Origin of the sequence: Alcanivorax sp., from assembly GCF_002726155.1 — a bacterium.
In the GTDB taxonomy this organism is placed as follows: Bacteria; Pseudomonadota; Gammaproteobacteria; order Pseudomonadales; family Alcanivoracaceae; genus Alcanivorax.
The window spans coordinates 143,111-155,448 of record NZ_PBSH01000039.1 but is presented as its reverse complement, the minus strand read 5'-3'; the positions used below and the strand labels follow the sequence as shown (position 1 = coordinate 155,448).

General features: G+C 57.3%; 15 protein-coding genes. 6 read left to right on the top strand and 9 right to left on the bottom strand.

Features of this window, described 5'->3' with window-relative positions; all coding sequences use genetic code 11:
- Positions 1-51 precede the first annotated feature (51 nt).
- Entirely contained in the window at positions 52-552 is a 501-nt protein-coding gene (locus CL546_RS12515; RefSeq protein WP_290495466.1) for a lactoylglutathione lyase family protein, read from the top strand.
- Positions 553-740: 188 nt separating this feature from the next.
- On the opposite strand, the gene CL546_RS12510 is transcribed toward CL546_RS12515, so the two are convergent.
- From CL546_RS12510 to CL546_RS12500, 3 genes are all read right to left on the bottom strand, one after another.
- Complete coding sequence (locus tag CL546_RS12510) at positions 741-1,001, bottom strand: hypothetical protein (protein WP_290495464.1); 261 nt, start codon at positions 999-1,001, stop codon at positions 741-743.
- A gap of 230 nt (positions 1,002-1,231) precedes the next feature.
- The gene (locus CL546_RS12505) at positions 1,232-3,355 is read right to left on the bottom strand and encodes a patatin-like phospholipase family protein (protein WP_290495462.1); all 2,124 of its coding nucleotides are present in this window, start codon (positions 3,353-3,355) and stop codon (positions 1,232-1,234) included.
- Between the two features lie 185 nt (positions 3,356-3,540).
- Complete coding sequence (locus CL546_RS12500) at positions 3,541-4,086, bottom strand: TetR/AcrR family transcriptional regulator (RefSeq protein ID WP_007150516.1); 546 nt, start codon at positions 4,084-4,086, stop codon at positions 3,541-3,543.
- Positions 4,087-4,183: 97 nt separating this feature from the next.
- Between CL546_RS12500 and CL546_RS12495 the strand changes: the two genes are divergently transcribed.
- The 3 genes from CL546_RS12495 to CL546_RS12485 all read left to right on the top strand — a co-directional run bounded on the left by CL546_RS12495 (position 4,184) and on the right by CL546_RS12485 (position 6,907).
- Positions 4,184-5,131 carry an alpha/beta hydrolase gene (locus CL546_RS12495; RefSeq protein ID WP_290495458.1) on the top strand — a complete coding sequence of 316 codons (948 nt, stop codon included), beginning with the start codon at positions 4,184-4,186 and terminating at the stop codon, positions 5,129-5,131.
- Positions 5,132-5,324: 193 nt separating this feature from the next.
- Positions 5,325-6,092, top strand: coding sequence for a DUF1223 domain-containing protein (locus CL546_RS12490; protein WP_290495456.1), 768 nt, complete (start codon positions 5,325-5,327; stop codon positions 6,090-6,092).
- Positions 6,089-6,907, top strand: coding sequence for a MipA/OmpV family protein (locus CL546_RS12485; protein WP_290495454.1), 819 nt, complete (start codon positions 6,089-6,091; stop codon positions 6,905-6,907). Before CL546_RS12490 ends, CL546_RS12485 begins: the two co-directional genes overlap by 4 nt.
- A gap of 51 nt (positions 6,908-6,958) precedes the next feature.
- On the opposite strand, the gene CL546_RS12480 is transcribed toward CL546_RS12485, so the two are convergent.
- Positions 6,959-7,144, bottom strand: a complete 186-nt coding sequence (locus CL546_RS12480) for a hypothetical protein (RefSeq protein ID WP_290495452.1) — start codon at positions 7,142-7,144, stop codon at positions 6,959-6,961.
- 79 nt (positions 7,145-7,223) lie between these two features.
- Positions 7,224-7,664, bottom strand: coding sequence for a helix-turn-helix domain-containing protein (locus tag CL546_RS12475; RefSeq protein ID WP_007148868.1), 441 nt, complete (start codon positions 7,662-7,664; stop codon positions 7,224-7,226).
- A gap of 64 nt (positions 7,665-7,728) precedes the next feature.
- On the opposite strand from CL546_RS12475, the gene CL546_RS12470 reads away from it, so the two are divergent.
- Both CL546_RS12470 and CL546_RS12465 read left to right on the top strand, forming a co-directional pair.
- A complete protein-coding gene (locus tag CL546_RS12470) occupies positions 7,729-8,229 on the top strand; it encodes a DUF2938 domain-containing protein (RefSeq protein WP_290495448.1) in 501 nt (166 codons plus the stop codon).
- A 98-nt stretch (positions 8,230-8,327) separates the two neighbouring features.
- A complete protein-coding gene (locus CL546_RS12465) occupies positions 8,328-8,696 on the top strand; it encodes a DUF6164 family protein (protein WP_290495446.1) in 369 nt (122 codons plus the stop codon).
- 35 nt (positions 8,697-8,731) lie between these two features.
- On the opposite strand, the gene CL546_RS12460 is transcribed toward CL546_RS12465, so the two are convergent.
- From CL546_RS12460 to CL546_RS12445, 4 genes are all read right to left on the bottom strand, one after another.
- Positions 8,732-9,058, bottom strand: a complete 327-nt coding sequence (locus CL546_RS12460; protein ID WP_290495444.1) for a hypothetical protein — start codon at positions 9,056-9,058, stop codon at positions 8,732-8,734.
- Between the two features lie 88 nt (positions 9,059-9,146).
- Entirely contained in the window at positions 9,147-9,620 is a 474-nt protein-coding gene (locus CL546_RS12455; protein WP_290495442.1) for a LabA-like NYN domain-containing protein, read from the bottom strand.
- Positions 9,621-9,694: 74 nt separating this feature from the next.
- Positions 9,695-11,596, bottom strand: a complete 1,902-nt coding sequence (locus CL546_RS12450) for a WD40 repeat domain-containing protein (RefSeq protein ID WP_290495439.1) — start codon at positions 11,594-11,596, stop codon at positions 9,695-9,697.
- A 69-nt stretch (positions 11,597-11,665) separates the two neighbouring features.
- A complete protein-coding gene (locus tag CL546_RS12445) occupies positions 11,666-12,301 on the bottom strand; it encodes a TetR/AcrR family transcriptional regulator (protein WP_290495437.1) in 636 nt (211 codons plus the stop codon).
- Positions 12,302-12,338: the final 37 nt, after the last annotated feature.

Sequence of the window (12,338 nt, the reverse complement as noted above, 5' to 3'; positions counted from 1 at the left end):
GCTTTCCTCATGCTCGACAACAGCAATCACCATCAACCATGAGGAGCCCCCATGAGCCAGACTTACCCACGCAATTTTTCTCACATTGGTCTTTCCGTCACCGACCTGGACGCTGCCGTGCGTTTTTACACGGAGGTGCTCGGCTGGTATTTGATCATGCCCCCCACCACCATCAGCGAAGATGACAGCGCCGTCGGCGTCATGTGTACCGATGTGTTCGGTGCTGGCTGGTCGTCATTACGCATTGCCCACCTTTCCACTGGCGACCGTATCGGTGTGGAGATTTTTCAGTTCAACAATGCGGAAAAGCCGGAAAACAATTTTGAATACTGGAAAACCGGGGTCTTCCATTTCTGCGTGCAGGATCCGGACGTGGAAGGCCTGGCAGAGAAGATCGTTGCTGCCGGCGGCAAACAACGGATGCCCGTGCGAGAATATTTCCCAGGCGAAAAACCGTACCGCATGGTCTACATGGAAGACCCGTTCGGCAACATTCTGGAAATCTACAGCCACAGCTATGAGCTGACTTACTCGGCTGGGGCATACAGCTAGCGGGCATCCGGCGTCCAGCGGTTGCCAGGGCGGGGTAATGCGACAAGTTCTGAAGCTGGCTGATCACTCAATGCCGCGACAAACCTAAAAAATGTATCGCGGCATTGAGGGAGTGACATGAACGGAGCAGTGTCTTTCCCTCATACCGCATTGCACAGAGAGCCTGGTGCCTGACGAACACCTTGGCGTCAGTCCTTGGCCAGCTGCAGAAGATCCCGCGCATAGGCGTTGATATCAAACGGCGTCTCGCCATCCATGGTCAGCGCCACATGGCTGGCCAGTACATCCGCCATTTTCTCCAGCGCAGCATCATGATCCAGACCATTCTTCGTCAATGCCATCATCACCATCCCCGCCTCACGGGGGTGACCATCCGCAATCTGGTTTTCCACGGCTTCAACCATTGCCTTCTGGGCAAATTCGTCTTCAGCCTGCTCCATTTCATCCATACCGACTCTCGCTTTGATGAATTTTCATGCTGCCACAGGATCCGTGCCAGATTGGCTAACCAGTCTACCCTCGCTATACGCCACGGTATAACCTGCCTTTCCATCATCTCCGGCAACAAGGGACCTTCTTACATTGATCCGGGAAATAATCCCGCCCCATGAAAACAGCAACCGTCAATCACTAACCGCCAAATGTGGGCCCATCTTCTGCCTGGCCGGGACTTTCTGCATCAGGGAGAAACCGGGCGACCAGCACGGTATTGGTCGACCAGATTCCGGGCCTGTTCCCGCTCCGCCTGGATTATCGCTTTCCAGCCATTGAGCCTGGGAGTCAGCTTGGTAACACCGATAAAATAAGCCAGATCACGATAAGCTGCGTACTGCTCCTCGCTGTACCAGATATCCGCCGTGATATTCTGCGGAAAGGCATTGCGCTGGGCGGATTCACTGTCGTAATAGCGGGCCACATTGCAGGAGTAATGGGCCGCCCCCTCCCCCAGATCCGCCAGCGAAGTCAGGCAGGCCTGTTTGGGCGGCACGGCCAGATTGTCAGCCAGCCTGTTTTCATCAAGCGACAGCTTCACATAAATGATCTGGCTTGGCTCTTGCCAGGGAAAACCGGTTGCTGTCAGCTCAAACACACCGGCGCCCTGGCGCTGAATATAATCACCTGCCAGAGGGCACGCGTCTTCGGCACACTTCAGCTCGATCCCCAAATTGGCATCCAGGTTGGCCCGGATACGTTTGAGCGATTCGAATTCATAGTCGGGGTCATGCTCGGCATCCACCACTACAATCCGCCGGGTACCGCGCTCAATCAGGGAATACAGACCAAGGTTCTCGGCATGGCCGCCATCACTAATACGGAGTGTAGCGTGGTAATCCTCCGGCACGACGAACTTCAAGGGGAAACCACCCAACAGCTTGTAGGTCCAGAACCAGGCACTCCCCATAGGGCCTTCCTGGGTGGCCGGGTTGCGCATCTCATAGCCGAGATTCATGTTGGCTGCAGACACAAAAAAGTCTCCCAGCCCCCGCAACTGTCTGGCCCCCTCATCCACTGCCGCCCCGGATGTAGCCACCGCTTTCGAAAAGGAGATGGGGGCCAGCAGCTGTTGCTCTGGCTGGTAACTGGTATGGGCCGACCCCCATTGAACCGGTGAGAAGGTAAAGACACTTTTCTCCAGTGAGGCCATATCATAATTTTCGTCATCATCAATAAAACTGTACGGCCGGATCAGCTTGGTATTGATAATTGGCAGAGACAATGGCGGCACCGCTTGACCGGCATCGACCAGGGCATCCGCACAGCTGTTATAGGCCAGCGCAAACTCCCGCAGATGGCTAAAATGTAGCTCCTCTGTCTGGGATGCCTTGCGCCAAAACAGCACGCTGCCATTTTGGGCATTCATGAACTGATCCGGTTCATGCTCGAAATAGTCAACGTACTCGTCATGGTCGGCATTGGGTGCCAGGCCGTAAGCCCGCTCCAGCCCTTTTCTATAGGCATTGGTAAACACCGAACCATTGATCAGTCGCAGATTCAGAAAACCATCCGTAACCCAGTAGAAAGGCAACGACACCACATGGGATGCAACCAACCCACCGCTCTCGAGGGCCTGTACGGTACCATTACTGGAATAGTTGATAATGTCAGACTGGGCCGCGATATGGCGCTGATAGGCGTCATCCGCCAAGATGCTGCCATCAGTACGCGACAGAAAAAGCGGAGACAGATTGTCGACATTCTGCTCATCCTGGTGCTTGCTTGCCACCAGTTGGCAAAACGGCGTGGCCGCCACATCGGCGGAACCCGCCATGCCTTTCAATACGTTGGCGTAATAATCCCGGTTAGTAGCGGGAAGTTTTTCTGCCAGGCTTCCATCCAGATTTTCCGCGTACATGGTCCCGTAGAAACGCTGCGACATCAGCCAGTAGGAGGTATAGCCACCACCGGAAACCGATGAAATGGCATCCGCTTCTTCCAATAAACCACTGTGATTGAGCGCCTTCAAAACGCCCATGGAAAACGAAGCCGAACGGGCCCCACCTCCTGACAACGCGATCGAAAAGGCATCCCTGGGATAAGGGGTTGCAGACGCCGTGTCATCAAGACAGCGCTGCAAGGCATCGGTGCGACCGCCGCCCTCGTAGCTTTTTACACCAAAGCGCAGTAGCAGCTCCTGACAGAAACGGCTGCGCAAATAACCTTGTTGATCCTCTGCGGTGACCGCCTTGTCCCCGGACACGCCGGTGATCCGGGATAACCGGTCCGGTGTTTCATGTGTGGCGCAGCCGGATAAGACCGCATACAGCATTCCGCCCAGCAGGCAGGCCGTGAAGTTCCTTTTCATGGTGTCCTTCCCCGTTTTATATTTTTCTTACAGAAGTATGCTCCTCCTGAAGGCAGCAAATAAAGGTGGCAGACCAAGACGATTGAGAGGCGATCAGAGCCAAGAGCAACACCTGCGCCGAGAAGACAGCTAACTCGGTATGCCTCATGAGGAGTGCGCAGAGGACAATCCAGCGGGCACCACGGCTACGCAGGCAAGGCGCTGTCAGCAAACCACTGCAGGATAGCCTCACGCTGACGCTTACTGTGAGGGTGGGCCAACAACCCTTCCACCAGAAAGGTGCCCACTGTGGCCAGCATGGTCGCGCGCTCCTGCGCCACACCGTCCGCTTTCAGGGTATGGATCACCGCCGCCTCCACAAAGCGGTGAAACTGGTCATGCCATTCCCGGATCACCGCGGACTGTTCCAGCCGGGCATGCACCGTGGTGACCAGTTCGCGGCTCTGTTCGAATTCCCGCAACGCCCAGGCCATCTTGTCCTTCAAGGGTTCATCCACGATGGTCGGCAGGTGAACGAGGGTCTGCGACATCTGCCGGTTGAGTACAGCCACCAACAGTTCATCCTTGCTGGCGTAATACCAGTACAGGGTATTCGGGGCGACCCCAAGCTCCCTGGCAATACGGCTCATGGACGTACCATCGTAGCCCAGCGACAAGAACAGCCTGGCTGCTGTGCTCTCCAGTTCGTCCTGCTTTACCTTCAGATCAATATCGCGCTTATTCTTGGCCAAGGGGCCTTCTCCCACAGTCGGTCCGGTCATCTTGTATGGTATTCAAGAATGCTAGTCTTTGCTCTTGAATGCCATACAAGACAACTGGAGCCCGACCATGGATACCCTGCGACATAGCCCCCAGGACCTGACCTGTGACAGCCAGCGAACCGGTTTTTACTCTGGCGGGACCTGGTGTGCAGCCACCCTGCACCGGCCAGCGAAGGCCACGGCAGAAACACTGCCAGCTATCCTAATGCTGCACGGCTGGGGTGGGATTCAGGATGCGCTAACGGTGTCCTACTATGAGGAATTTACCCGCGCTGGCTACGCGGTGATGACCTTTGATTATCGCGGCTGGGGCGATAGTGCCGGCCTGCCCCGACACGTCATTTCCGCCCGCCAGCGGGTAGCCGACGGCGACGCCGCCCTGGCCTTCCTGAAAAGCCAGCCGGGCATCGATCCCCGTCGCATCGTGCTGTGGGGCTCGTCCTTTGGTGGCGGCCACGTGGTGGAGCTGGCCGCCGAACACCCGGAACTGGCCGGGGCCATTGCCCAGGTCCCCATGCTTGATGGCATGGCCGCGGTGCGCGCCGTCCCCTTGCCACGACTGCTACGCTTTGGGCTCTACGCCATGGCCGACCTGCTCAAGCCGGGCCAGCCTATCTATCTGCCTGTGGTCAGTGAGCCCGAAGCGTTTTCCTCCATGGACCGGGATGATGCCGGCAAGGCACTGCAACTGGCCGAAACCAGCATCGGTCGTCGCTACGACAACCGCGTGGCGGCCCGCTCCATGATGACCATGGGCCCCTACCGTCCTTTCAAGCGTCTCAAGAACATCCGCATTCCCACCCTGTTACTGGGCGCCAGCCAGGATTCTGTCGCCCCCTTTGTGGAAAGCGCCATCCGCGGCGTCAACAATCCCAACCTGACCATCGCCAGCATTGACGCCAACCACTTCGAGCCCTATTTCGAGCCGACATTCAGCGGCGTGATCCGCCAGCAACTGCTGTTTTTGGAAGGACTGAACGGTTTTGACAAACCGGCGCAAAGGAAGAGAGCCTGAACGTCATGGGCTGTTATTCTCCATTCTCTTACGGATGCGGGCCCCTTCTTTCCGTTTTTCCTTTTCTTTAATACATCCGTCCCGCCACGGGTTTCCCGTGGCAGACAATCTCCCCATTCTACCCTGCCACCACCTGTAACGAACACGGCTCCTGCGCATCGAAGCAATAACTGAACACGCGCAAAGGCTCGTTATGCGTTCATTTTTTTGTCTGGCTCTGCTGCTGCTTTCTGCACCGTTGTATGCCGACAGCACACCATTGATCCTGAACAGCGGCGAAAAGAAGGTGTCACTGATTGAGCTTTTCACCTCGGAAGGATGTAGCAGCTGCCCACCCGCTGATCGCTTCCTGGCCTCGCTGGGAGAGCAGGAAGAGGCGTTCACAACCTTTATCCCGCTGGCGTTTCATGTGGACTACTGGGATTACATCGGCTGGGCCGATCCCTATGCCAGCCCGGATTACAGTAACCGCCAGCGGCGCTATGCCCAGCTGCACGAATCCGGTCGCGTCTACACGCCCGGCTTCTTTATCAATGGCAAGGAATGGCGCGGCTTCTTCCAGCGCAACCGCCACTGGCAGCGCGCGCTGTCTCATGAAGAAGTGGGAAATTTGTCCATTCGCTATGCCAACCATACCCTCCACGCCACTTTCAACGGCACCCTGCCTGATAACGCCAACCTGAACGTGGCCTGGATTGGCTCCGGCCTGCAGTCCTCGATCCGTCGAGGCGAAAACAGGGGAAAAACCCTGAAGCATGATTTCGTGGTGCTGCACTGGAGTCATCAGCCAATGCCAACGGCCTCGCTAACCCTGCCACTTCCCGCTCCCCCCGATAAAGGGCAGAAACAAACAGGGCTGGTGGCCTGGATCCGTCAACTCACCGACCCACATCCCGTACAAGCTGTGGGCGGCTTTCTTTCGCAAAAAAATAATTCAACGTCTTTCCCGGAGTCACCATGATCACTATTCGACAAGCCCTGCTTGGCACATTGAAACGCTTTTCCTGTCTGCTTTTTCTTATGAGTGCCGGTGCTGCCGTTTCAGCAGCTCCCACGGCCATCAATACCCCGCTATCACGGGCACCGCTGGACGACACCAGTCACTTCGGCATCGGCGCCACCACCTCGATAACCGAACGCCCCTTTGTTGGCGTCGACAGCCAGGACGAAGGGCTTCCTTATTTCTCCATTCGTTATAAGCGCTTTAGCGTGGAAGGCCTTGATGCGGGGCTGGATCTTTTCAAAAACGATAACAGCGTCTTTGGGCTGCTGCTGACACCCCGCTTTTATGAAGTGAAATCCAGCTTTGCCGATGACGGTGAACTCAATGGCATTGATACCACCCGCCGTACCGTATTTGCCGGCGTATCCTATCAATACCAACATGCGCTGTTTCAGGTAGCCGCCAACGCCCTGAAAGACGTCGCCGGGGAAAGCGATGGCACAGAAGCAAATCTGACCGTCAGCCGGGGATTCAACTGGGGAGACTTCACCATCGCGCCCTCATTGGGGCTGGTATGGCAGGACGGCCGACTGGTCGAACATTTCTACGGTGTAGCGGATGACGAAACAGCGCCGGGGCGCCCCGCTTATGGCGAGCACAGTTCTTTGAACTATCAGGCGGCCCTGACCGGAATCTGGACGCCGGGAAAGCACTGGCATCTGTTGGCGGTGGTAAAAGAGGACTATCTCGGTGAGGGCATTACAGACAGCCCGATCATCGATGAGCGATCACTGACGTCAGTGGCAGTGGGCGCGGTATTTTATTTCTGGTGACAAGGCCGGGGAAGCCAGCATTAGCACTCAAGAAAACACCCGACAATGACACTACAGGCGGCGTCGCGACCATTGCATGAGCAAAGGGCGCGGGTCGCTCACCGGCCCCACCCATTGCACCGGTTCTGCGTCGGCCAGCGAGCCGGCACAAAGCATGCACTCGCCTTCCGGGGGTGCCGAACTTTCCACATAACGCACGGTATGCCGAGCGCCTCCGCGGTTGCTGGAATACTGCATTCTGCGGGATCGTTCTTTTCTATCCATACTCACCACCCTGGTGACATCAATGTACGCTTGCTGCTCAACGCCAGAACCATCACGGTTTTCCGAACCGGCCCGCACCCGCAGACCCGCGCGCTTTTTCTCCCTTCTTCCTGGCCAACGCCACCGTCATCAGGCGCCGAAACTGTGGGCACTCCAGGTGGCTGGGGGCCTGACACTTTGCCGCATGCCGCAGCCCGTCCCGCATGGCAGACAACCGGCGAATCGTGACGTCCAGCGAATCCGCCCGGTCTACCAGGGTTTGACGGTCAATCTGTGGCTCGCCACGGGCATCAAACATGGCGCCGATTTCGTCGAGTGAAAACCCCGCTGCCCGGCCCAGCGCAATCAACGCCAGTTGATCCAGCACCACAGGCGCGAACAGGCGTTTTATCCCCCGCCGGCCCGTGGACATGATCAATCCCTTCTCTTCGTAATAGCGCAGGGTCGATGCAGGCAATCCAGCACGCTGCGCCACTTCTGAAATATCCAGCACGGCCTTGACCTCAAGTTGACTTGAAGAAGTACGTTACCACCACACTCTCAACGAGGCACCTGAAATGGCCACTACCACCACCTGTTTTCTCGCTGCCCTGATCACCGGGATTACCGCCACTCTGGTCATGGATAGCTGGAGCGTACTACGTCAACGGGCCTTCGCCATTGCCGCCCCCAACTACGGGCTGGTCGGGCGCTGGATACTGCATATGCGCCACGGCCAATTCCGGCACAACCCGATCACCCAATCCGCGCCGGTAGCTGGAGAAACCGTCAGCGGATGGTTCGCGCACTACTTGATCGGCATTGCCTTTGCGAGCCTGGTACTGGCCACGGGAGGACCGGCATGGATTGAGCACCCTACTGCCGGGCTACCCATCCTGATCGGCCTGATCACCGTGGCAGCCCCTTTCCTGCTCATGCAGCCGGGCATGGGTGCAGGCATCGCCGCCTCACGCACCCCGGCACCGAACAAGGCCCGGCTGCAAAGTCTGCTTAACCATGGCGTGTTCGGCGTGGGCCTGTATATCGGAGGCTGGGCCAGCCACCTCATCCTGTACTAGGGAGCCTCTGACAGGAAGAAAGCAAAAACGCGCGGGAAAATGCGATAATGTCACCGAGACAGACAGCAACGACCACGCCCGACCAACGGTGATACGCCATGACCACACTACTGCTGAATTTGCGCCAGGTACCGGACGACGAGGCCGAGGAAGTGCGTACTTTGTTAGATGAACAGCAGATCCCGTTCTACGAAACCACACCGAGCTTGTGGGGCATTTCCTCAGGGGGCATCTGGCTCACCAACCCGGTAGACCGGGAGCGCGCCAAGGCACTGATGGAAGACTATCAGGAACAACGCACCCGGCGGGAAAGGGAGCGGTTCGAGGAAGCCCAGCGCGATGGTACCGCACCAACGCTGGGTGGCCGCTTGCGCGATCAGCCCGGCCGCGCGCTGGGTGTGCTGATCGCCGTCACGGTATTGATACTGGTGACACTGGTGCCCTTTCTGACGCTGGGAGAGCACTGACGCAGGTAAAACAGCCCCAACGCCTGCCTGCTGACTCAGGCGGAGAAGTAATCCTGCATCCAGGTAAATAACGTCTCCCCACTCACCTCGGCCAGATCCATTCGCTGAAAATCCTCGCCAGCATCCTCATCAATGCTGCCAAATTGGTAAAGAAGCACACCGGGCTGTTCATCATGCAGGATCAGAACAATGCGTCCGCGGGTCTGCAGGCAATCAATGGTCATGGCATCGGCAGGAATACCCACATCACGCATGCCACGGCGCACACCCACCACTGGATTAATATGCTCATAGGTCTGCTGGATCCGCGTATGGGCTGCGGTGATCATATCGGACAAGGTTTCAAGGGCGGCTTCTGACATCGATGTCTCCTGGCACGTTAACGGCACAGGGTAGCAAATTGCGTAAAGCGACAACCACCGATAACCACACTGCCACGGCGAAACGCGATTACAGCAAAAGGTCTCCCTCAATGGGAACAAACCGGCTCGCCGCACGGGCCAATGAATCCGCTGTCAATGGCGCGACGCCATAGACATCCACATGCTTGCCCTTGCCCACTCGCAACTTATCCACCAGCAGATCGAAATCACCGTCCCCGGAGACCAGCACCACGCTGTCCACCTGCGCAGCATATTCCAGCGCATCAATGGCGATACCCACATCCCAGTCCCCTTTGGCGGAGCCATCGGCGCGCTGAATAAAGGGTTTCAGCTTCACCTCAAAACCGATGGCACGAAGAATATTCTGGAACTCACGCTGTTTTTTATCACCTCGATCGATGGCATACGCGATCGCTTTCACCACCTGGCCCTCTGCTGTCACTGTGGACCAGAATTGGTTGTAATCGAAGCGGCGATTAAAGGCTTGCCGTGTTGTGTAATACACATTCTGCACATCAACGAGGATCAGTACTGTCTTCATCAGGCTCCTGGTTTTATTTATAGCAATGGCAGACGGCGCAATGCCGGGTGAACCACACTTCACCTATTGAGTCTTTAATTACGCCATTGCCAAGTCAGAATATGCTCGTTACCCACACCATAGAGATAACGACTGTCATTGGAGAACGTTAAGTCTTCCAGATAAACGCTGTCAGCGTTGAGGCGAAGCGGCGCGGAATTACCCCGGACATCCCAGAGGAAGACGAGGCCATTGCCACCATGGATCGCAAGCCAACGGCCGTCGCTCGAGGCAGCAGTGAGTCGCACAGATCCAGCGCCAGGCAGCACCGCTGAATACAACAGCTCGCTCTTATCCGTGTCGAACAGATGCACCCCTGCTAAAGGGCCTCCGTCTTTTTCTTCAAAGCTGAATGCTGTAGCCAACCATTTTCCCTTGGCGGAAACGATTCCTGGAAAGTTACCTTTCATCGCACGGGGATCCAGACCTGGCCATGGTGACGCACCCGGCAGACCGTCCCGTCGCGCGGGCACCTGCAACGAACGCGTGACCCGCCCACTCTCCGGATCCAACTCTGCCACGCCCTGACCGTCTTCTACCCAGGGCGCAGCACCGCCTGCGAGCAGCCGCAAGCCATTGGGAAACCACTCTTTGCGAGGCACCGGCTGTGGCGATGACAACATGCCACCCTCTAAATGGCGCAAATTGCTCACCGAATACGCAGCGATTACCGGATCGTCGCCATTCACCCACCACTGCGCAAAAGGCAGTCGCTGGCGATCTTCGGCGGGTAAATCCAGCGCGCTGACGCCTTCACCCTGCTGGTACTGGAACAGTGCCGTCTGCGCGCTATTTAGCGGTTGACCAGTGAACCAAAACCGCGAACCTTTCGGGTTTGCGTGTAGATCATCGGCGCCGCTCAGGCCCTGCCAAAGTACCTCCGGCGTGGGCGCCTCTGGCACCAGTCGCCAAAGCTGGGCAATCATCACGGTCTCGTCATTCAATCGCGCCTCCCGCTGTACGCCGACAATCAAGGCGCCATCAGGCAAGGAGTGCACTGCGCGCAAGGTCAGCGCATCCGTGGTGCGCAACGAACGAACTGCTGGCTCTATCGCTGCGCTTTCCGGCGGGTGACGCCAATCCGGCGCGGGCAATTCAGGCGGCATCGGCACCGCTGGTTTCCAAACTTCCGGCGATTCAGCCAGGCGCAGAGCGGCATCCGGCAGCGCTTGCGTCAACGCCGCCAAGGTCGCCTGAAAGTCACCACCGGGCACCAGACCTTGCTTGAAAAATTGCGGCGAGTCCGCCAACCCGCTGAGTATCTGCCGTGGCACACGAAGTATATGTTCACGCTTAACGGTCACGGCAGTAACCGGCAAGCCCATAACCAAGCGCAAATCCAGAATGCTGTAATCATCGACCCAGCGGGCATCGTCATCTACGCGCTGTTCGCGATAAAAACGTGAACGTTGCGCCTCCTTGCGAAAAACCGGCACCTGCAGCAACGCGTCTTCAGTGGCTTGAGTACGAACAGCAAGGCGCTGCAAACGCTGACGTCGCTCGGTTTCAGTCAATGCGCCCTCTTTCACTGCCTGCGCGAGAGCCGGCCCATACACACCGTCCACCAGCGCGGAGCGCAAATCGGGCTGAGCTGCCAACATGATCTGCTGCCATTGCGATACCAAATCGGCCAAGGGCAGAGACGCCTTTTCTACCGCATACCCTCGTTTCTCCCAGACTTGTTCCACCACCGGACGCACCGACTCAAAGGGTGCATCAATCAAAATCACCACAGATTCCGAGGCAGTGCGGCGGTTCTCGCCGAGAATCAAGACTGGCGTACGCATGCTCGCCGGGGTCCGCGCATTGAGCGCGGCACGATTCTCCTCAATACGCCAATCGCTTTGTGTCCAGGCCGGGAAGTCCATCTCAGCGGTAACGGGGCCGGTAATCAGCGTGGCCACCAGCATCAACGGTACAGATTTCCAGTTCCCCATCCTTGAACTCCTCATTCAATGCCACGCCTTGTTGCACGTTACTCTCCTCATCACCCTCATTGCCATGCATTACCCCTCAATCAGCCAAGCGGCCATTTTGTCCGCCAACGCATCCAGCACCCCGTCAGGGTCCATGGCGGGCGGAGCCACCAGCACCAGGTGCGTCAGCGTCCCGGCCACCGAAGTGGTCATCAGGTACAGAGTATGCTGCTGGGCGCTCAAGGCGTACTGTTCCCGCGTATAATCCAGCCCTGTCATCAAGACCTGCTGTAATTCGATTTCCAACTGCCGAGTGGCTGGCAGCTGGTGCAAGTAAGGCACCTGAAAAACCAACACACGCAATAACTCTCGATGCTTGCGCATTAGTCTGTAAATCGCGCCCAGAAAATATCGCATGGCGCTGTTTAAATCATTGCGACTGTCAGTGAGCGCCAACCGGCCTTCCAGCATGGCTCTGGCCTCTGTCACCATCTCCTGCACCAACCTCGCCACAATGGCATCCTTGCCAGGAAAGTATTCATACACCGAACCGATGCTGACCCCTGCCACTTCCGCAATCGCATTGGTGCTTAGTCCAGCATAGCCCCGGCTTTCCAAAATCCGAGCACATGCCTGCACCATGGCCTGCACCGAGGCCCTTGAGCGGGCCTGCCGCGGCTCCTTTTTGGCAGTAAAATCAGAGACATCCCAACGAATCCGCCCCATAAAACCCAACACCTTTGCAACGGATAAATCCGAGTAT